Annotated in this window: 16 protein-coding genes and 1 other RNA gene; all 17 read right to left on the reverse strand. The window is 31.5% G+C overall.

What is annotated here, in order from left to right; genetic code table 11:
* Positions 1-71 precede the first annotated feature (71 nt).
* Positions 72-299 (reverse strand): hypothetical protein, encoded by a 228-nt coding sequence (locus K324_RS14410; protein ID WP_051354405.1) that lies wholly within the window; start codon positions 297-299, stop codon positions 72-74.
* A gap of 249 nt (positions 300-548) precedes the next feature.
* Complete coding sequence (gene fabD, locus K324_RS0106150) at positions 549-1,460, reverse strand: ACP S-malonyltransferase (RefSeq protein ID WP_026748389.1); 912 nt, start codon at positions 1,458-1,460, stop codon at positions 549-551.
* A gap of 165 nt (positions 1,461-1,625) precedes the next feature.
* Positions 1,626-1,991, reverse strand: coding sequence for a hypothetical protein (locus K324_RS0106155; RefSeq protein ID WP_026748390.1), 366 nt, complete (start codon positions 1,989-1,991; stop codon positions 1,626-1,628).
* Positions 1,992-2,099: 108 nt separating this feature from the next.
* On the reverse strand, positions 2,100-3,077 hold the full coding sequence (locus K324_RS0106160) for a beta-ketoacyl-ACP synthase III (RefSeq protein ID WP_026748391.1): 978 nt from the start codon (positions 3,075-3,077) through the stop codon (positions 2,100-2,102).
* Between the two features lie 188 nt (positions 3,078-3,265).
* Entirely contained in the window at positions 3,266-3,457 is a 192-nt protein-coding gene (gene rpmF / locus K324_RS0106165; protein ID WP_026748392.1) for a 50S ribosomal protein L32, read from the reverse strand.
* Positions 3,458-3,677: 220 nt separating this feature from the next.
* On the reverse strand, positions 3,678-4,976 hold the full coding sequence (locus tag K324_RS0106170; RefSeq protein WP_026748393.1) for a TIGR00341 family protein: 1,299 nt from the start codon (positions 4,974-4,976) through the stop codon (positions 3,678-3,680).
* Positions 4,977-5,039: 63 nt separating this feature from the next.
* Positions 5,040-6,287 (reverse strand): GNAT family N-acetyltransferase, encoded by a 1,248-nt coding sequence (locus tag K324_RS0106175; RefSeq protein WP_026748394.1) that lies wholly within the window; start codon positions 6,285-6,287, stop codon positions 5,040-5,042.
* 44 nt (positions 6,288-6,331) lie between these two features.
* Positions 6,332-6,597, reverse strand: an RNA gene (gene ffs, locus K324_RS15480) — signal recognition particle sRNA large type.
* Positions 6,598-6,712: 115 nt separating this feature from the next.
* Complete coding sequence (locus tag K324_RS0106180) at positions 6,713-10,036, reverse strand: DEAD/DEAH box helicase (protein ID WP_026748395.1); 3,324 nt, start codon at positions 10,034-10,036, stop codon at positions 6,713-6,715.
* A 132-nt stretch (positions 10,037-10,168) separates the two neighbouring features.
* Entirely contained in the window at positions 10,169-10,690 is a 522-nt protein-coding gene (locus K324_RS0106185) for a DUF1439 domain-containing protein (protein ID WP_026748396.1), read from the reverse strand.
* A gap of 147 nt (positions 10,691-10,837) precedes the next feature.
* Positions 10,838-13,666 (reverse strand): excinuclease ABC subunit UvrA, encoded by a 2,829-nt coding sequence (uvrA, locus tag K324_RS0106190; protein WP_026748397.1) that lies wholly within the window; start codon positions 13,664-13,666, stop codon positions 10,838-10,840.
* Positions 13,667-14,444: 778 nt separating this feature from the next.
* Positions 14,445-15,200: a class I SAM-dependent methyltransferase gene (locus K324_RS0106195; RefSeq protein WP_026748398.1), complete on the reverse strand. Its 756-nt coding sequence runs from the start codon at positions 15,198-15,200 to the stop codon at positions 14,445-14,447.
* Positions 15,201-15,228: 28 nt separating this feature from the next.
* Positions 15,229-16,098 (reverse strand): ABC transporter permease, encoded by an 870-nt coding sequence (locus tag K324_RS0106200; protein WP_026748399.1) that lies wholly within the window; start codon positions 16,096-16,098, stop codon positions 15,229-15,231.
* A 46-nt stretch (positions 16,099-16,144) separates the two neighbouring features.
* Complete coding sequence (locus K324_RS0106205; RefSeq protein WP_026748400.1) at positions 16,145-17,212, reverse strand: ABC transporter permease; 1,068 nt, start codon at positions 17,210-17,212, stop codon at positions 16,145-16,147.
* Positions 17,205-18,722: an ABC transporter ATP-binding protein gene (locus K324_RS0106210; RefSeq protein WP_026748401.1), complete on the reverse strand. Its 1,518-nt coding sequence runs from the start codon at positions 18,720-18,722 to the stop codon at positions 17,205-17,207. Before K324_RS0106210 ends, K324_RS0106205 begins: the two co-directional genes overlap by 8 nt.
* Positions 18,723-18,879: 157 nt before the next feature.
* Positions 18,880-19,896 (reverse strand): hypothetical protein, encoded by a 1,017-nt coding sequence (locus K324_RS0106215; protein ID WP_026748402.1) that lies wholly within the window; start codon positions 19,894-19,896, stop codon positions 18,880-18,882.
* A gap of 156 nt (positions 19,897-20,052) precedes the next feature.
* On the reverse strand, positions 20,053-21,837 hold the full coding sequence (uvrC, locus tag K324_RS0106220) for an excinuclease ABC subunit UvrC (protein WP_036095250.1): 1,785 nt from the start codon (positions 21,835-21,837) through the stop codon (positions 20,053-20,055).
* Positions 21,838-21,844 lie beyond the last annotated feature (7 nt).

The following is a 21,844-nucleotide window of genomic DNA, read 5'->3' on the forward strand; positions in this document are numbered from 1 at the left end:
AAATATTACTGTGATAATTAAAAATTTAATAATATTTTTCATAAAATTCTCCTTTTTTATTTGTAATATAATTAATAAGGTTTTTCACTACATTCTACAATTTCTCCACTTGAATCTCTTATACAATGTGGTCTTTTATCATAACATTTATAATTACCGTATCTATCGTAATCACAAGTACGCCCTCTTAACTCCCTACCTCTATTATATTTTGCCCATTCCTTTGGACTAAAAAGTTCACACGAAGCCACACTCAACATTAAAGAACCTAAGAACAACACTTTGAGTAAATTTTTCATACCAATTCCTCCTAAAGTTTATAAAATTTTTATATTTTTCTTTTATTATAGTGTAACTTATATTTTTGATATTCTGATTTTAATTTCCTTATCTATTTTTTTTTTTTTTTTGATTAGAAGTTCATTATAAAAAAAGACTGTACCTAGAAATTTACTTCCAAGTCAGTCTTTTTCACCCTTTTCTTATTTTTAAAATTTTAATTTTTTTATATTTACAAAACAAAGTTTTTCTAAAAGAAAAAGTATTTATTAATCTATTAAATCTGATAAATTTTCAACATTTTCAATATTAATAACTTCAATTTCTTTATTAATTTTCTTAATTAGTCCTGCTAATACTTTTCCAGGTCCGATTTCATAAATTTTTGTAACCCCATTTTCAGCTAGTTTATTTATCGTGTCAACCCATTTTACTGGTCCAAATGTCTGATTATACAGTTCATTTTGAATTTCATCAGCAGAATTTAAAATGTTTGATGTGGTATTTGCAACAATCGGAGTTACTGGATTATTCCAAGTGTAATTTTCAAATTCTTTTTTCAAAATTTCTGCAACAGGTTTCATCAATGATGAATGAAAAGGCCCTGAAACTGCTAGAGGCAATGCTCTTCTTGCTCCTTTTTCCTTAAACAGTTCAAGATTTTTTTCAATTACTTCTTTCTCTCCGGCAATAACAGTCTGTTTTGGCTCATTATAATTTACTGCTTCCACAATTCCATCAATTTCACCACATATATTTTCCACATCTTCTGCACTAAGCCCCAATATTGCAGCCATTCCACCGTCAATATTGGCACTGCTCATTATTTCCCCTCTTTTTGAAATCAATTTTAATGTGTCAATTTCACTTAAAACTCCAGCTGCATATAAAGAGCTGTATTCTCCCAAACTGTGTCCAGCCACAAAATCAGCATTTATACCTTTTTCTTTCAATAATTTTGTTAAAACAACTGAAAATAGTGCAATCGCAGGCTGTGCATATTTCGTATTTTTCAGTTCCTCATCAGTTCCTTCAAAAATAACTTTTTTCACATCTTCATTATTTTTAAAAATCTCGTCAATTAATTTTTTATTCTCATCAGTCAATTCATCATATAATTTTTTCCCCATTCCAGCATATTGAGTCCCTTGCCCTGGGAATACAAAAGCAATTTTTGACATAAAATTCTCCTCTTATTTTCATATTTTTTAATATAATAAAATCATTCATTCCAATTTTACTTAATCCTTAAAATTAACTTATTTTAATTTTGAAAAAATTCAAGTAATCTCAAAATTTTGTATCAAAATTTTAATTAAAATCTATAATTTCAAATTCTAAAATATTTATTTTTTTATTTCTTCGGCATCTACTATTTCTTCATCTTTTGATTCTTTAGTTTTTTTACTGTTAAATTTAGTTAATTGCTTCTTATCAACAACTTCCTTTATTCCAAGTCCAACAACAGCCAGTCCAAAAATTAATGGAAGTACAAATAATGGTAATCCTTCCCACACATAACTTGTAACATACAGATAAACTCCTACGCAAAGAAAAATCCAACCATGTTTTTTCTTCTTAACAAGAAAATAAGCTCCCACAAGAATCATTACAACCTGATAATTAACAATATATTTCATAATATCCTCAGGTATAAATTTAAATAAACTTAAAACAACTATTACCAGTCCCCAAAATATTTTTGAATTCATAATTTTCCTCCTATAATTTTATATTTTTAATTTTTTTATTCTTCTTGCCTTTCTCAATTTTTTTTACAAAAAATTTTAACTTTCAGCTATACAAATTTAATTTTACAACTATTTAGACAATTCCACCAAAATTGATCCATAAGTCAGTCCACCACCAAATCCAGTAGCAACAAACTTATCGCCTTTTTTAAGTTTTCCTTCCTTTATCGCCTCATCAAGTGCTATCGGAATTGATCCCGCCGAAGTATTTCCGTACTTATCCAAATTTACGAAAAATTTATCTAGCGGCTGCTTAAATCTTTTTGCAATTGACTCAATAATTCTGATATTTGCCTGATGCGGAATAAATAAATCAACATCATCAGCAGTTATTCCAGCCTGAGCCAATACATCTTCTACAGTTTCTGGGAACACTCTTACTGCAAATTTAAAAATTTCTCTCCCATTCATTTTCAGATAAATATCCTTATTATCAATTTTTTCTTTAGATACAGGCTCTTTAGTACCTCCTGCAGGCACTAATAATTCACATGCTCCAGAACCGTCAGCTACAAGATGGCTTGCTAAGTATCCTCCAGTTTCTACTTCTCCAATCACAACAGCTCCTGCACCATCTCCAAATAGAATACAAGTTCCCCTGTCAGTCCAGTCAACTACTCTTGACATTGCTTCTGCACCGATAACCAATACTTTCTTATAAATTCCAGCCTTAACAAAACTATGTCCAGCAGAGTAAGCGTAAACAAACCCAGTACAAGCTGCACTTAAGTCAAACGCTGCTGTGTTTATCCCCAATTTATCCTGAACAAGTGCTGCAGTCGATGGAGTTCCATAATCAGATGTCATAGTTGCAACAATAATTAAGTCAATTTCATTTTTATCAATTCCTGCATCCTCAATTGCTTTTTGTGCAGCCCTAAATGCCAAATCTGATGTTCCTTCATTCTCATCTATAATTCTTCTTTCCTTGATACCAGTTCTAACTGTTATCCACTCATCATTTGTATCCACAATTTTTGCCAAATCATCATTTGTCATTATCTTTTCAGGCACATAAGATCCTGTTCCTAAAATTCCAACTTTCATATCTCACCTCAGATTTTATTTTTTATTCTCTCATCTTTATTTATTTCCTTATAATTTTATACCAATTCCAGTTTAAAAATTATCTACTAAAGTCTATCATAATTCTATTAAAAATACAACTAAAAACATTCAAATTGAAAAATAATAAAAGTAAAAAAAAAGCAAGACATAAATCCTGCTTTGACAAACTATTCAGCATCAGTTGCTTCATTACCTGCCAACACTTGTCTACCTCTGTAAACTCCTGTTTCCAAGTTTAATCTGTGTGGTCTTCTTATTGATCCATCAGCTTCTACAACAATGTTTGGAGCTTTGATAGAATCGTGTGATCTTCTCATATTTCTTTTTGCTTTAGAGGTTCTTTTCTTAGGTACTGCCATTATTTATCGACTCCTTTCTAATTTTTATATCATTAATTTTTTAATTCAATGTTGTAAAATAATTATAAAAAATCATAATTTTTTCACATTTATACAAACTATTATAATAAATATAAAGCCATTTGTCAAGGCTTTAATCTATTTTTTCCATTTATTCACAAGATTTTTTATTTTTTTTCTAACTTTTATTGAATTTCTGTTACTTTAATTTTTCAAAAATTTATTTTTGATTCTCTTCAGATAATGTATTAACTTTTTCTTGCTTATTTTTTTCAATAATAATTTGATATTTTTTCTCAGTATCAAATTCAATATTTTTTATCTTTTCAGAAACTTCATCTGTCATTGTTTCATTCCCAACAACTAAAACAACAAAGTTTTCATTATTATTTGCATCTATTAATTTTCCAATTTTAACTTCTCTAATATTATTTGAAAAATTTTTATATAAAATATTTTCAACAGTTTTTAAATCATTCTCCAAAATTGTTTGATTTTCATTTTTTAGTGGTAATGTAATATCTTCCGCATTTTCTTTTATTTTTTCTTCGTTCAGATATTTTGATAAGTCCTGTGCTGTTAAATACTTTTCATTGGATAACTGCTGTATTTTTAATTTATAGTTTTTCAATTTATATTTTTCCAGTTTTTTTTCTAATTTCTCAATATCCTGTTTTTTAAAGGCATCTCCTACAATTTTTAAAGTAACAGTTTTATCTTTTTTATTAATAGAATTATCAAAAACATAATGAGTTTTTAATTCCCTTGAAATAAATTTTTTTAATGAATTTTCTCTCGCTATATCTTGAACTAAAGTTGTTGCTGTATATATACTTGGAATAATTATGATTAAACTTCCTATATAAAATATTATTTGTTTTTTTATTGAAATTTTATTTCTTGCTTCAAAAATATTTCCAGAATAAACTATCAAGCCAACTAATGTTGCTATCATTATAAAAAATACATTTATTATAAACAAATATCCTGCTCCAAGAAAAATTTTCAGATTCCCATGAGCAATCCCAAATCCTACTACACATAAAGGCGGCATTAATGCTGTTGCAATAGCTACTCCAGGAACTACATTTCCACCATCTTCTTTAGTTTTTCCAATTACTCCTGCAATTCCACCAAAAATTGCGATTAAAACGTCCCATAAAGTAGGATAAGTTCTTGCTAGTATCTGTGGTGTTGCATCATTTATAGGGCTTACTAAAAAATAAAAAGTGGAACTTACTACACTTATTAATATAAAAATTCCCAATCTAAAAAGTGATACATAAACTCTTTTTAAATTTCCATTTGATAATCCCAATCCTAGCGACTGAATTGGTGACATTAGTGGCGAAATCAACATTGCTCCAATAATTACTGCAACAGAGTTTGTATTTAATCCTATTGACGCTATAATCATTGCACAAATCAGAATAAACATTGTTTCCTTCGTAAAATCAGAATCTTCCATAATATTTCTTTTTAAAATCTTGTATTTCTCATGTTTTATTTTTTCTATCATTTTACTATATCTCCTTTATATTTTTATAAATTAGTAACTTATTTAATTTCTATTTCAAAAAATTTAATCATCTTCATAAACAGGCTCTATATGAATCAAAAGTCTTTTTATATTTTTATATTTATGTTTAATCTTTTTAGAAATTTTATTCGTAATATCGTGTGCCTCTTCAATCGTTTTATTCTTATCCATTCTCACATCTACGAACATATAAATGTCTTTTCCAGAAGTTGTCATGCGAAAATCATGTGCATTTTCAATTTCTTCAAATTGCAGTATTTCTGAACGTATTTTCTCAATTAGCTCATCATCTTGTGAATCCATCAATATTAACGAATTTTCCTTTATCAGTTCATAACCGCTCTTTATAATGTAAATTGACACAATAAATCCTACAATCGTATCAAATATAGGATGAATCCTTGATAAAAGCAACCCAAACAAAACAGAACTGGAAATAACAATATCAGTATTGTAATCTGCAAGTAGGGAATTTATCAAGGCATTATTATATTTCTTTGCCTTTTCCTTCATAAAAGTCAATTGAAAAATTTTTATCAATATTGCCAAAACAGTTATAACTATTGGAATAAGTGTAATATTCACATTATTTTCATTACTAAAAGAAGTTAATTTTGAAAAATTATCTTTTATCAGCTCAAAAGCCGTTATCATTATAAACGTCCCTATTATCACACTAAAAACCGATTCTATCTTTCCATGCCCAAACGGATGCTCCTTATCCTCAGGATTACTTCCAACCTTTAGCCCCACAATAACCAGCACATTTGTAATCAAATCCGAAAGTGAATTTAATCCGTCAGAAAGTAGCGACATGCTGTAAAAAATTTTCCCAGCTATAATTTTTAATAAAGCAAGGACAATATTTACACAAATTGCAAACTTGGAAATAGATAGCATATTTTTTTTCTGCCTTTTAGCTTCTGCCAGATTATTTAATATGTATCCATCCTCTGTTTTTATAAATCGCTGTTTTTCAAGAAAATTGTTCATTTTTTTGTGATTAGTTAGGATTAGTGAGTCAAAATTTTTATTTGTAAGCCAATTAATCATATGCTTTAAAAAAAACGTTCCATATCCATTATTTCTCAATTTTGGCAAAATAAATATTTTTTTTAATTCTGCAATATCATTTAAAACTAGAATTGCATAACCATACAATTCTTCATCATTATATAAAAAAAATATATCATCCTTTTCCTTATCAAAAGAAAATTTTGGATCTAACTCCAATACATCTATTAAAATTTTACTGATGTTCTCTTTTCTATCCCATTCGACTACTCTCAATTGTGAAACCTCCATTCGTAGCAAAAGAAACTAAAAATAAAAAGTCATACATCAAATTCTCGAAAATATTCTACCATCCGTTTCTTAAGACAAAAGCTCAAAAATAGCTACCCCGTAAACCTAAAGAAACTAACTTAGTGCTGCTTCGTTCCCAACCTGACACATTTCGCTAACTCTCTACAATACAGGACTATTTTCTCAACACTTTTAAAAATAAGACGTTGACACTAAAATTTCCCTCAAATTTGACATCACCTCTACTAAAGCGGGTTGTAGATACAGGGCACCGCTAACTCCCCGGCTAGTATGACTAGATTAGTATATCACTTTTTCCAAAGGTTGTCAATGTTATAAAAATTTCTTTTTTTGTAAGTATTATAATCCAAATTCCTGAAATTTTTAAAATCTTTTATTAAAGCAATATTCTATTTATCAAAACTCAAAAGCTTCATCAATTCCTTTTCATCCATCTCAAAAATTTCTTTCGCTTCTTTATCACCATTTTTATTATTTTTTTCCAAAATATTTTCGCTCAAAGTTCGTTTCTTTTCCTGAATTTTTATTATTTTTTCCTCAATTGTGCCTTCTGTTATTAATTTTATAACTTGGACGCTTTTTTTCTGTCCAATTCTGTGAGCTCTGTCACTTGCCTGAGTTTCCACAGCAAAATTCCACCATGGATCGTAGTGGATTACGACATCTGCTCCGACTAGATTTAGCCCCGTTCCTCCAGCTTTTAATGAAATTAACACAACTTGCCCTTCTCCTGAATTGAATTTTTTGGAAATTTCCATACGTTCCTTTGACTTTATGCTTCCATCTATGTAAAAATATTTGACATTTTCCTTTTCCAACTCTGCTTTTATTTCTTCCAGCGTTCCTAGAAATTGTGAAAATATAAGCATTCTATGGTTATTTCTCAAAATATCAGGCATTAGTTCCTTTAATAATTCAATTTTGGCAACTTCACCTGTGTAATTTTCATCAAATAACTGTGGAGAATTACAGATTTGACGTAACTTTGTCAAAATTGCCAACACTTTCAAATTATTATTTTCTTCCTTTTTAAATCCTCTAAGTTCCTTTTTTGCCTGTTTCACATATGCCATGTATAATTTTTTCTGCTCTTCACTTAATTCGACAATCATGTTGTTTTCCACTTTTTCAGGCAGTTCCGTCAGCACTTCACCTTTTGTTCTTCGTAAAATGAATGGAGAAACTATATTTTTCAGGTTAAATATTTTTTTAGAATCTGGATTGTTTAATGAATTTTTGTATTTTTTTCTGAATTTTGTTATGTTGTCAAGATAGCTTGGCAGAATAAAATCAAAGATTGACCAGAGTTCCATGAGGCTGTTTTCGATTGGAGTTCCTGTAAGGGCAAAATTTACAGAACTATTTAATTTATTTGTTGCCTTTTTTACAAGCGATGATACATTTTTAATATTTTGTGCCTCATCCAATATTGCCACATCGAATTTTTTATTTTTATAATTTTTCACATCGTTTCTGAAAGTTTGATAAGTTGTTATCAAAATCCCTTTTTCAGCTTTTTCAATCAATTCTTTTCTTACATCAGCTGTCCCTTCTACAAGAATTGGCTTTATATCCGAAAATTTATAAAATTCCTCCTTCCAATTGTGCAAAAGCGAAGTTGGAACAATAATTATTCCAAACAAATCCTTATTTTCCAGCTGAATTTCCGAAATAAGCGAAATTGCCTGCAAAGTTTTTCCAAGCCCCATATCATCCGCCAAAATTCCTCCAAAGCCAATGTCATACATATTTTTTAACCAGTTGAAGCCAATTTGCTGATAAGGAAACAGTTTTACCTTTATATTTGACGGCTCCTTACTTTCACGTTTTTTTATTTTTTGGAAAAGCTGCTTAAATTCCTCCATTTCATTTAGTTCCTCATTGATACTGCCAGAAATTTGTGCCAGCTGCAAAGCCTTTATTTTGGAAATTTTATTTTCTCCAATTCGTAAATCAGTCATTATATCGACAATTCCAACCATCTCTTCTGAACTTCTATTGGCAATTTTTACAAGTTCTCCACTTGACAGCGTAATAAATTTCTCCTCATTCCTTACTGATTCCAAAACTGTTTCCACATCTTTTTCATCAATTCCCTCAATATTGAAATTTACGCTAAAAAGTTCATTTCCAACAGACTTTATATTTATTTCCACACCAACTCTACGAATTTTTTTTATTTTATCACTCACATTAATATTGACATTTTCAGAATATTTTTCATCAATAATATCCGCCATCGCAAGAAACTCGTTTTTGTCAATTTCCAGTACAATGTCAGTTGATTTAAGATGTTTTGGCATATTATAAAATCCATATCCCAAATAGTTATCAATAATCTTTGCATCTGCATATTTTTGAAAATTTTCAGAAATTTCTTTTTGTAACTTTTCATTTTTTTTCGGAATAAAATAACCATCATTTGTTCTAATACTTTCCTCAAGGCAAGAAATCGTTACCTGAAGTTTATTTTTACCATACCCTTCTTCCACAAAAATATTTACCTTCCCATATTCTTCTATAATTTTGGCAACTGGAATTTCGTATTTTGAAAGCACTTCTTTTATTTCATTAATCAATTTTCCAGATATTTCGTTTAGATATTCTGTTCCTTTCTTAGTTCCATCTGTAAGAGTATCCATTATCTCCCATTCCACATCTCTCATTTTATGAAATTTTTCAATGTTTGATATGCCGTTTCTCAAGCTAAAATAACGGCTTGTAGATGATAAAACTATAAAATCTCTTAGAATTATTTTTTCTTTTCCTCGTTTATCCTTTTGAAATGCGAATATTGGCTCGTATTCCCCTGTAACATAAAGTGTCTTGCCTTCAGATTTTATTGTCTTTTTATTTTCTATGGCTGAAAATATCTGTTCTGCCAGCAACGGATTCATTGGCTCGCCCTGCGGCTTTCCATAATAATTGCTAAAATGCATTCCAAATCCCTGTTTTTTCTTAAAATAATCGTCCAAATTTTTTATTATTTTTTTATCTGTTTCATTGAAATAATGCAAATCTGGATTATAAACATTTCTTGATGTAACTTCATAAGACTGCCCTTTTTCTATTGAATAGATGAAAGATTCCAAATCCTTTACATAATTTAAACTCTTTTCCCCTGCCTTTACCCTCAGAGCTGATAATGTGGATACCACTTGACTTATTTCAAGTTCCAGCTTGTACTCATTTTTTTCTGAATCTGGAATTTTATCTTTGTCAATCCTATTTTTCAAATCCAGCAGTTTTTCCTTAAACTTTTCAATCGCCTCTTTTTCAATATCTACATGTGCATCTTTTTTAGTAAATGCTTTTTTTATTTCCAAATCTCTTTGAAGCGTTTCTAAAGCCTCTTCTTCTTCCCTTTTAAATTCCCTATTTTCCTTAAAATAAATATTTCCAGCCTCAATTTCCTTGTCAGCCGCCATCCCTGTTGCAATAATATGTTTACACGGTTTTCCAGTATCAGAAAAATTTGGACAGTTGCATTCATACACTATGTTTTCATCCTGTTTTCTATTACCTGCAAAATAAGTTATATCCACATAATAACTGTTCCCATAACTTCCCACAACTCTCGATTCAACAGTTATCTTATCTCCTGTTTTTATAAGTGTAGTCAACTCCACTTTTTTCTTATTAAAATATCTACTTCCTCTATCCACGATAGATAAACTTGTCAATTTTTTTAATTTATCAAATAATTTCTCCAATTTTGTATTTTCCTTCCTAAAAAGTATCTCATATTTAATCTTATCAAAGAAATCTGAAAATTACAACTTTATTTCAAAAAAATACAGCGAAATCTAAATTCCACTGTAATTTTAACTTATTCTGTTATTCAATTAAGTCTGAACAAATAACTTCCCATTTTTTATAAACATATTTTTTACTTTAACTTTCTTCTTGTCATCCTGTTCATATTTATAAACTGGATTTGTTTCCAGATAATTTGTTATTATTGCCTTCATTGATCTTGCAGCAGGTGTTGCCACAACATCTTTTCCATTTTTATCCAGAATTCTTTCCACTTGCATATCCACCAGATAAAGCTGCTCCGTTTTTTCATCAAACTTAATTTCACTATTTAGTTCAATAACTCCCTCTGATCTGTCCGCCAGCAATGAAGCATCATAATCAGTTGTAAGGTAAATTCTGTTATCCTTAAATGAAATCTTAGGATTTTTTACAGTAATTTTTCCTACCAGAAAGTTTTTTGTAATCGGAAATTTTTCCTTAGTCTTTGCCTCAATTACCGACTTTGGCACACGAATTGTCTTATTTGCCAAAAAATCGCAGGAAATTACTCCAAACATCATTATCAGCATTAATAACGCCGTTTTTAAAAATGAATTTTTACTTTTCATAACCAATCTTATTCTCCTTTTCTTTGCTACAACTTACCTGATTTTATTTTAAAATAGTTTTATCAGGTATTTGCTTGCCCTAATAATACAAAATATTATTTATTATTTCATATTTTTAAAGTTAGTTTTGTCTTTCAATGTAAAATTTTACTTCAGATATTTTTTCAAAAATTTCGCCGTGTGTGATTTTCGAGATTTTATTATTTCCTCTGGAGTTCCCTTTGCAATAATCTGTCCGCCCTTATGCCCGCCTTCAGGCCCTATATCTATTATATAGTCAGCATATTTTATAACATCAAGGTTATGCTCGATTACAAGCACTGTATTCCCTTTTTCCACAAGCCGATTTAACACTTCCAGCAGTTTTCTAATATCTTCAAAATGAAGTCCCGTCGTCGGTTCATCCAGCACGTAAATCGTTTTCCCTCGTGAAATTTTAGAAAGTTCTGTAGCAAGTTTTATTCTTTGGGCTTCCCCTCCAGAAAGAGTTGTAGCAGGCTGTCCTAGCTGAATATAGTTCATTCCCACGTCAATCAATGTCTGCAATTTTCTCTCAAGCGTCGGAATATTCTTGAAAAATTCGTATGCTTCCTCAACCGTCATATCCAGCACATCTGAGATACTTTTTCCCTTGTAATGCACTTCCAGCGTTTCCCTGTTATAACGTTTTCCCTTACAAACTTCACATTCCACATAAACATCTGGCAAGAAATTCATCTCAATTTTATTAATTCCAGCACCACCACAGGCTTCACATCGCCCACCTTTTACATTGAACGAAAATCTTCCTTTGTTATACCCTCTCACTTTTGCATCATTTGTCTGAGCAAATAAATCTCTTATATCGTCAAATAATTTTGTATAAGTTGCAGTATTTGAACGAGGTGTTCTTCCAATCGGCGACTGATTTATGTCAATAACCTTTTCCAAATGTTCAAGCCCGTCTATTCCGCCATTTTCCAGTGGATACAATTTTCCTTTATTCAGCCTGTTGTGAAGTTCTGGATAAAGTGTCTGATTTATCAATGTCGATTTTCCACTTCCAGAAACTCCTGTAACTACGGTAAATACTTCCAAAGGAATGTGTACTGTAACATTTTTCAGATTATTTCCCTTCGCATTTTTTAAAACGATTTCCTTAGTGGCTTTTCTTCTATTTTCAGGTACTTCTATTTTTATTTTTCCATTCAAATATTGTGCAGTCAATGATTTTTTATTTTTCATAACTTGCTTCGGAGTCCCTTCTGCAACGATTTCTCCACCATTAATTCCAGCTCCCGGCCCTATATCAATCAGATAATCAGCTTCCCTCATCGTATCCTCATCATGCTCAACCACAATCAGGCTATTCCCAATGTCACGTAAATCCTTCAATGTTGCAAGCAATTTATCATTATCCCTCTGATGAAGTCCAATACTAGGCTCATCCAGCACATAAATTACGCCCGTAAGCCTACTTCCAATCTGAGTTGCCAGCCTTATTCTCTGCGATTCCCCACCAGATAGGGTTTTTGTCATTCTAGAAAGGCTCAAATAATCAAGCCCCACATTTATCATAAATTTCAGCCGCTCTTTTATTTCCTTCAGTATTTCAGCTGCAATTTGCATCTGCTTTTCAGTAAGCGTAATATTTTCATAAAATTTCAATGCATCAACAACACTTACTTCCGTCAAGTCAATGATGCTTTTATCGTTTACAGTTATCGCCAATACAACGTCTTTCAGCCTTTTCCCCTTACAAGTCTTACAAGTTCTTTCCGTCATATATTTTGCTTCAATTTCTTCCTTTGCAGACTCAGAAGCAGTTTCCCTATACCGACGCTCAATACCATTCACAATTCCTTCAAAATCCCTATTTCCATTATAACTAAAGCTATCTCCGCTCCAAGAAAACTTAAACTTCTTATTACTTCCGTAAAAAATTATATCCTTCTCTTTTCGAGTCAATTCAGACACCTTTTTATCCAAGTCGATTTTATGTGCTTTTGCCATTGCCGTAAATAAATCCCAGTTCCACCCCTTTTTTGTAGTCGCTCCTGGAAAAACAATTCCACCTTCATTAATTGACAAATTTTCATCTACAATCAATTTGTTCTCATCCACTTCCAGCCTTGAACCAAGCCCGTTACAAACTTCACAAGCCCCATAAGGTGCATTAAACGAAAACAGTCTTGGCACAACATCTGGAAAAATCACATCAGGATGATTTGGACAGGAAAAATTTTCACTATACTTGTTATCTTCTCCATTCACATTTGCAATAATTTTTCCATTGGAAAGCTCACTTGCCGTTTCGATAGCTTCTGTCATTCTGCTCAAAAATTCCTTGTCATCTTTTTTTACAACAAGTCTATCCACAACAACTTCAATATTATGTCTTTTATTCTTATCTAAGTCAATTGTATCATTCAAATCCAAAATATCACCATTTACCCGAACTCTCTGAAACCCTCTTTTTTGCAAATTCAAAAACAGATTTTTATGAGTCCCCTTTTTATCAATAACAACAGGCGATAACACTATCAATTTGTCCTTTTCATTCCGTCCATTCACAAGATTATCTACAATTTCCTGAATCGACTGCTTTTCCACCTTCTGATGACAAATCGGACAATGCGCCTCTCCAATGTGTGCCCATAAAAGCCTCATATAATCATAAATTTCCGTAGTTGTCCCAACAGTTGAACGTGGATTCTTAGAAACACTTTTCTGCTCAATCGAAATCGCAGGCGAAAGCCCCTCAATACTATCCAGTTCAGGCTTCTGCATTTGCCCAATGAACATTCTCGCATAAGCAGACAAACTCTCCACATACCTTCTCTGCCCTTCCGAATATATCGTATCAAACGCAAGCGAAGACTTCCCACTCCCCGAAACACCTGTAATTACTACAAGCTCATTCTTAGGAATCTCAATATCAATATTCTTCAAATTATGCTCTCTTGCTCCAATAATTTTTATCTTGTTGTCTTTCATTCTTTTCGATGTTCCTCTCTCCTAAAATTCCCCTCAATAAACCAATCATTTTTTTATTTTTTACTCAAAATAATTAATAACTCAAGTTTTACTTTTAAAAATTTATAATAATGCTTTCACTTAAATTTTTTTAAGTAAATTATATTAAATCAATATTTTTGTATATCTTATATGTTTTTTACTTTTTTACGTAAAGGGGATCAATCGCCATCCCCTTTACAATCCTGGCTCGTCTAAGCATTTTTTTGAAATAAAAAGGAAACTCGCTACGTAAAACTTCGCTCAAACAATCGTTTTCATTCCCAAAAAAATCACGACAACTTTCATTTAGCTACAATAAAATTATTTAACTAAAACAAAAATCAAGCAAAATTTCGTTAAGAGAAAAAGAACTGTCTGAGCTTTTGAAAAACTTTTAAATAATATTTGCCTATTTGAAATAAATAAATTTTTATTCAAAAGCGAGTTTTCTTTTTTTCTTATAAGAAAGTTTTGCGTAAAGCGGGAGTGCAGAGGCATGGCGTCTGATGCCTCTGCGTTAAAATAACTTAATATAAATAGACTCGACTCCATTAAAAAAAACTATTAAAATAGTATAAATTTAGAGTTTGAGTTCAGTTTTAAAGCAATTTTACTATATATCCCAAACTTTATTATATTCTTCATCATCTAATATTACCATTTTTTTATACTCCAGTCTACAAAAATTTTTACAAAAAAAAAGACTGCTTCATAAGTCAGTTATTTTTGAAAAACTTATAAAACAGCTTTTTCATTTTTATTCTTTTATTGCTCTTGTCGCCACAAAACTTGCAATATTAAGTTCATGCAACCTTCCAAATCCATTTGTATCATCGTAAATATCTGTTAGTCTAAATCCAGCTTTTAACTGTCCGCCTATCTGTTCTGATATTGTGTGAGAAAATTGAACTCCACAGTCCTGTTCTTCCAGCTGTTTTCTTTGCTCTTCATTGACTAATGGGTTGAATGGAAGACTATTGATGATTTTTTCTTCCTTTTCATCTACAGTATAATTTGTTCCAATATCCAGTCCGCACAATAAAATTCCACCTTTTTTCAAGATTCGGTAGCATTCTTTAAATACCGGTTCAACTTTTTCGATATAGGAGTTGCTTACTGGATGAAAAATTATGTCAAAACTGTTATCTGCAAATGGTAATTTTTTTGTCATATCAGCTTTGATAATTTCTATTTCATATTTTTCACGTTCTGCAACCATTTTTTCAGCTTCCAGCTGTTTATCTGAATAATCCAAAATAGTGCAGTTTGCACCCAAAGCAACAAATATAGGCATTTGCTGTCCACCACCAGAAGCCAGTCCTAATATTTTTTTATCTTTTAAGTTTCCAAACCATTCGTGCGGTACAGGATTGACTGGTGTCAAGAGAACATTCCAATCGCCATTCTTAGCATTCAAATAAGTTTCGTGGCTAATTGGCTGTCCCCATTCCCAGCCTTCTTCAATCCAGCGATTAATTGTTTCTGCATTTATTTCCTGATAAGATTTTGTCATTTTTATTCCTTTTTTTAATTATCAAATTTTATTTTTCATATGGCAATCCTGATGCCTTCGGTGCTTTCGATTTTCCTACAAATCCAACTAAGGCCAACAATGTCAAAATATATGGTATCATTGTCAAAAATTGCTGAGATATTGGGAGTCCTATTGTTTTGGAAATGTCGGCGAATGCTTGTCCAAAAGCGAATAATAAACTTGCTAAAATTGCTCCTATCGGATTCCATTTCCCAAAAATCATTGCTGCCAAGGCGATATATCCACGCCCTGCTGACATGTTGTTTGAAAAAGACGGAAGCAGTACAGCTGTAAGATAAGCCCCACCAAGTCCTGCTAATGCACCTGATATAAGCACAGCAATGTACCTTGTCTTATAAACACTTATTCCAACTGTATCGGCCGCTAACGGATGTTCTCCAACGGAACGAATTCTCAATCCTAAAACTGTTTTATATAAGAAGAAATACATTGCTATGGCAATTGCATAGATTATGATTATCATTAATGGACGATTTGCCAATGACTTTGCCAATGGAGTACTTCCAGCAGTTTTATAGATGGCTTTTATAGAATATGAAGTTATCGCAGCTGCAAATAAATTTATTGCAACTCCACTTATAATTTGATTTCCTTTAAGATTAATACTTATTACTGCATGAATTAGTGAAATTAAAACTCCCACTATCATTCCAGAAATTATTCCTAAATATGGATTCCCTGTAGTTATATTAGCAACTGCTGTTGCAAATGCTGAACTTAGCATAATTCCTTCAAGTCCAATATTAACAATTCCACTTCTTTCAGAAATACATGCTCCTACGGCTGTTATAAGAATTGGAGGTGCGATTATTATTGTCTGCTGCAATAAATTAAATATTTGTTGTAATATATTCATTTTATTTTTCCTTTCTGACTCAATATTTTTTATTTAATAATTAAATTTATGCTGCTTTCTTTTTATTAAGCATAAATTTAAATAAATTTTCTGATGCTACAAAAATTATGATTAACGCTTGTACAATAAATACAATATCCTTGTCAATCTGATATCTTTGTTGTAACATTTGTCCCCCAACTTCAAGTGCCGCATAAAATATAGCCGCAACTAATATTCCAAATGGGTTATTTTTTCCAAGAAGTGCTACTGCAAGTCCTGTAAATCCATAATCTCCCATTATAAGTTCTGTATATGTGTATTGAGAAGCTCCACCTAAAACACGTTCAGCTCCTCCAAGTCCAGCACACGCTCCAGCAATTCCCATTGCCAAAAACATAATATGTCTTGGATTGATTCCTGCATTTTCAGCAACTGTATCACTTTGCCCAACTGCTTTTATTTCATATCCTTTTTTGAAATATTTGAAAAAGAAATAAACTCCTATTGTCAGAAGAATTGCTATTATAAAACCGAAATTTAAGTTCTGTTTTGTAATCTTTGCAAAAAGTAATGGCAATCTTGCCCCTTCAAAAACACGTGGAGATTGTGTATTTTGTGAAGTAGGATCCTTTAAAGGCCCATTTAACAAGAAATTTTGTACTTCAATTATAATGTAGTTTAACATAATCGTACTGATTACTTCACTTACTCCAAATTTTGCACGTAACAGTCCAGCTATTCCAGCCCACAAAAACCCTGCAATTATAGCCACAGCTATTACAACAAATACATTCCCAAAAACATAATTTCTAAATGTGATTGCCCAGAAAGTAGCAGCAAGCCCTCCTGCAATCATTTGCCCCTGCATTCCTATGTTAAATAATCCCGCTTTAAAGGCTACCATTGTGGCAAGTGCCGAAAATATTAATGGTGTCGCAATAAATAATGTCTTTGCAAGTCCGCTGAATAACGGAGATCTCGGAGAAGTTTGATAAAAAGCTGCTCGCATCATATCAATGTAGGCTGTAAATGGATTTACGCCTTTTGTTATCATTATCATTCCACCAATAATTAATGCGATTAATACTGCAATTATAGATGGTAGAAAATCCTTTATCTTATTTTTAATCATCTATTTTCCCTCCTGCCATTAATATTCCTAATTTTTCTGTTGTTGCGTCTTTTCTATCCAAAATTCCTACAATTCTTCCTGAATACATTACCGCAATTCTGTCACTTAACGCCATTATTTCTGATAACTCTGCCGAAACAAGCATTATCGCCTTTTTCTGAGTTTTTTCATTCAAAATCGTATTGTGTATCATCTCAATTGCACCAATATCGACTCCCCTTGTAGGCTGTGCCGCAATAATAAATTTATTTTCACGCTCCAGCTCCCTTGCTACAACAACTTTCTGCTGATTTCCACCAGACAGTCCGCCAAACTTGATTTTTCCATCCGTTGGCCTAATATCATATTTTTCTATGTATTCATCAGTTTTTTTCTCAATTTCGTTATAATCCAGCAATACTCCCTTAGAATACTGATCCTGAAGTCCCAAAGCCATATTTTCTTCCATTGTAAAATCATCAATAGTCGCCCTTTTATGTCTGTCTTCAGGTATGTGGGAAAGTCCTTTTTCCTTAATAAGTTTTGGTGTCTTGTTTTCCAGCTCATCGTTATCTATAAAATATGTTCCACTATCAACTTTTGCAAGTCCTGCCAAAGCCTCAATAAGTTCAGTCTGTCCATTTCCCTGTACTCCGGCTATTCCCAGCACTTCACCTTCACGGATTTCAAATGAAACATCCTTAACTTTCTCAATGCCTCCACTTTTTATTGTCAAATTCTCAACTTTTACAACTACATCCCCAAGTTTTACATCTGGACGTTTCACTTCGAACAGCACAACACGTCCAACCATAAGATTGGCAATTTTTTCCTTTGTAGCTTCCACAGTTTTTAGTTCCCCAACGTCGCTTCCACGACGAATAACTGTAATATTATCTGATAAATCAAGCACTTCCTGTAATTTATGTGAAATAAAAATAATCGTTTTTCCCTCTTTTATAAGATTTCTCATAATCTCATAAAGTTCCTTTACTTCCTGTGGTGTAAGCACCGCACTCGGCTCATCAAATACCAGTAATTCAGCACCTTTAAACAATATTTTCAAAATTTCAATTCTTTGATGGATCCCAACTGACAAATCCGATACTTTTGCATCTGGATCAATATTCAGCCCATACTTTTCAGAAACTTCCCTAACTTGCTTTCTCGCAGTATTCAAGTCAAAAAAAACTCCACCCTTTTTAGGTTCAAATCCCAGAACCATATTTTCAGCAACCGTCAAGGTATCAATTAGCATAAAATGCTGATAAACCATCCCAATTCCCAAATTTGCCGCAGTTGTAGGACTGTCAATGTCAATTTTCTCCCCCTTGTAAAAAATCTCGCCAGAAGTCGGAGAATATAGTCCGTTCAAAATCTTCATAAGTGTAGATTTTCCAGCTCCATTTTCTCCAACAATCGCATGAATCTCCCCTTTTTTCACCTTCAGCGTAATATCATCATTTGCGACAATTTTTCCACCCAAAAATTCTTTTCGTATATTTTTCATTTCCAAAATATATTCACTCATTCGACTTTCCCTTTCTGATTTTATTTTTTCATTTTTTAATTCACTAAATTACAGATATTTCAAATTATACTCCACCTTTTATTTAATATTTCTCCCTTATTTTTATTGTACCATAGCAAGTCTTGATATACAAGACAAATAATTAACTAATATTTATCTAAAAAAAATCTGACACATAATAATTAGAGCTTGTTTTTAACAAATTAAGCACTTCTATCGGTTTTTTAACTACATTTATCTTATAATCCTTGTAATAATACTTAGGATTTTCTCCTCCTATAAACACCACTGTATTGTTTTCATTATAAGTATAGCCGTGATATTCGCTATTTTCAAGCAATAATGGTGTTCTTTTCAATTTTAACTGATTTTTAGCAAGTTTTTCAATAATTTCATCAGGAAAACCTGTTAAATAAACATTTCTCTGAAGTTCCGGCAATACCGCCTGATCCTCCAACTTATCGGAAATCACAATATCCCTGTCAAATTTATATACAGAATCATCTTTAAATTTATTTAATCCTGAATTTTCATAAGTTTCCTTTATAAAAAATTCTACATTTGATTTTTCAAAGTTTTCCACAACTTCCTTTCGATGATTTCTCAATTCTTCAATTAAAAATTCCTTATCTAATTCAGAATAAACATTTGTTGGTTTGAAATTAGACTTATTCAGAAGTTCATAAAGTACATAAATCTGTCTATTTAAATATTCCTGATCCGTCCCAATGTATTCTGTCAAATTAGCACCACTTGACATTGCAACCATCTGCTGTCTATAATATTCATCCAAAGAAGATGCAGGTAGTTCTAATATTTTTTCCTCTTCTGAAAGCTGATCAATTTTTATATCCTGCATTTCCTGATAAAATCTATTTTCCAGAAGCAATGAATACTTCTTCCCTTTTTTTATATTTTTCAAAAAAGTATTAAATTCATTATAAAATCTATTTTTCCCAAATAAATCAGTTGGATACGTAATTTCAAACAATTTTATCTCATATCGCCCTGGTATAACCTTTCGCATTTTCTCTTCCCCATCAATCATCACTTTTACCTGATTAAATCGTGGCTTTTCTTCTTCCTTCCATTTTATCTCCTTTTTTATTTTATCAAAAAGAGCAAAACTCGTCATACTGCATCCAAGCAACATCAAAATTATTAATTTTTTCAAGTTTTTCCTCCTGTATAATCTTTATCTTCAATTTTCAGTATTTAAATTAACGATTTTTTATTACAATTTATTTTAACTGATAAATATTTTTTCCTTAACTTCAAATTGTTTTTTTTAATTAAATTTTATAAAAAAAAGCTTATTTTAAATATTTAATTACAAATTTTCTTTTATTGAAATAGCAATATTTTCTGGAACGATTTCCATCAGTTCCTCCAATGTTGCATTCCGTATATTTTTTATCAATCCAAATTTTTTTATTAATTCCTTTTTACGTTTTGGCCCAATTCCTGCAATATCATCCAATGCACTTTTTACATTCCGTTTACTTCTTAACTTTCTATGATGTGTAATTCCAAATCTGTGGGCTTCATCCCGTAATCTTTGCAAAATTTTCAATGTTTCATCCGTTTTTTCAAATAAATACGGCTCACTTTCATAACTTTTGAAAATTTCCTCTTCCCTTTTTGCAATTCCAATCACATCGGTATGCTCTATTTTTCCAAGTTTTTCCAGTACATCCACAGCCACTCCAAGCTGCCCTTTTCCACCGTCAATTAAAATTAAATTAGGCATTTTATCATTTTCTATTTTTGAATATCTTCGTGTCAATGCTTCCCTCATCATTAAAAAGTCATCTGGCGTATCTTTTACAGTAATCTTAAAATGTCTATATTCCTTTGGCGTTGTTTCTCCATCGAGTGCCACCGTCATCGCTGCAACCGCATCTTTTCCCTGAATATTCGAAATATCAAAACATTCAATTCTGTAAGGCAGGCTTTTTAATCGCAGTTCTTTTTTCAAGTTATGCAGCCCTTCCTGAACCATACGACGTTTTCTGTAATATTTATCCACTTCTTCACGCAGGTTTAAATATCCCATTTCCAGAAGCTGCAATCTTCGGCTGTTTATTTTTGGAAAATGAAATTTTATTTCCTTATGCTTTTCAATTTTTGCCCATTCTTTTATCAAAAGTTCGCTTTGCGCAAATCGTTCATCACAAATAATATGCTTTGGAATATTCCTCTTTTCATAATATGAAGTAATTAGCCGCTCGAACAGGTTTTCCTCCTGACTTCTCTCCAGCGAGATTATTATATGATTTTTATTAATAACTTTCCCTTCCCGAATATTCAGCACGCACAAAAACACATTTTCCCTTTTTTCCTCAAACACAAACACGTCTTCATCAATTTCCTTGCTATATTCAATAATCTGTGTTTCCAGCATTTTTTTCATCACAGCCAGCTTTTCTCGCTCGTTAATTGCACGCTCAAATTCCATTTCATCACTAAACTTTTTCATTCGGCTTTCCAGCATTTCAATAACCCTGTCAGAATGTCCCTTCAAAAAATTTTTGAAATTTTTTACATTTGTACTGTACTCATCTTCAATATCCTTGTATTTACAGGGAGCAGGACAAGTTTTCATATAATATTTTAAACAAGGTTTTGTAATTTTGTCCATATTTCGATTGCAGTCCCGCACGGGAAATATCTTAATAAGCGATTTCATTGCAAAAAATATCCCCATCGGATAAGGCCCGAAATATTCCGCATCTTCATTTAATTTTTTCGTGCTTCTCACAATTTCCACTTTAGGAAATTTTTCCTTTGTAAATTTTATATATGGATAAGTTTTTTCATCTTTTAATAAAATATTGTATTTTGGCTTATTCTTCTTTATAAGATTATTTTCCAGAATAAGCGCCTCAACTTCCGATTTACAGATAAAAAATTCAATATCCCTAATGTTTTTAACCAATTCCAGCGTTTTCTGATTATGCGAATTTACATTCATAAAATAAGACTTTACCCTATTTTGCAAATTTTTCGCCTTTCCCACATAAATAATCTTTCCACGCTCATTTTTCATCAGATAAACTCCTGGATGGGTGGGAATATCCTTGTATTTAATTGGTGACTTTATTTCTTCTTCCATTTTGCCT

The sequence above is a fragment of the Leptotrichia trevisanii DSM 22070 genome (genome assembly GCF_000482505.1).
Classification (GTDB): domain Bacteria; phylum Fusobacteriota; class Fusobacteriia; order Fusobacteriales; family Leptotrichiaceae; genus Leptotrichia; species Leptotrichia trevisanii.

Bases quoted from the DNA above. Each gene is read 5' to 3' on its own strand.
- K324_RS14410 (WP_051354405.1), bottom strand. From the start codon at position 299: ATGAAAAATTTACTCAAAGTGTTGTTCTTAGGTTCTTTAATGTTGAGT.
- fabD (WP_026748389.1), bottom strand. From the start codon at position 1,460: ATGTCAAAAATTGCTTTTGTATTCCCAGGGCAAGGGACTCAATATGCT.
- K324_RS0106155 (WP_026748390.1), bottom strand. From the start codon at position 1,991: ATGAATTCAAAAATATTTTGGGGACTGGTAATAGTTGTTTTAAGTTTA.
- K324_RS0106160 (WP_026748391.1), bottom strand. From the start codon at position 3,077: ATGAAAGTTGGAATTTTAGGAACAGGATCTTATGTGCCTGAAAAGATA.
- rpmF (WP_026748392.1), bottom strand. From the start codon at position 3,457: ATGGCAGTACCTAAGAAAAGAACCTCTAAAGCAAAAAGAAATATGAGA.
- K324_RS0106170 (WP_026748393.1), bottom strand. From the start codon at position 4,976: ATGATAGAAAAAATAAAACATGAGAAATACAAGATTTTAAAAAGAAAT.
- K324_RS0106185 (WP_026748396.1), bottom strand. From the start codon at position 10,690: ATGAAAAGTAAAAATTCATTTTTAAAAACGGCGTTATTAATGCTGATA.
- uvrA (WP_026748397.1), bottom strand. From the start codon at position 13,666: ATGAAAGACAACAAGATAAAAATTATTGGAGCAAGAGAGCATAATTTG.
- K324_RS0106195 (WP_026748398.1), bottom strand. From the start codon at position 15,200: ATGACAAAATCTTATCAGGAAATAAATGCAGAAACAATTAATCGCTGG.
- K324_RS0106200 (WP_026748399.1), bottom strand. From the start codon at position 16,098: ATGAATATATTACAACAAATATTTAATTTATTGCAGCAGACAATAATA.
- K324_RS0106205 (WP_026748400.1), bottom strand. From the start codon at position 17,212: ATGATTAAAAATAAGATAAAGGATTTTCTACCATCTATAATTGCAGTA.
- K324_RS0106210 (WP_026748401.1), bottom strand. From the start codon at position 18,722: ATGAGTGAATATATTTTGGAAATGAAAAATATACGAAAAGAATTTTTG.
- uvrC (WP_036095250.1), bottom strand. From the start codon at position 21,837: ATGGAAGAAGAAATAAAGTCACCAATTAAATACAAGGATATTCCCACC.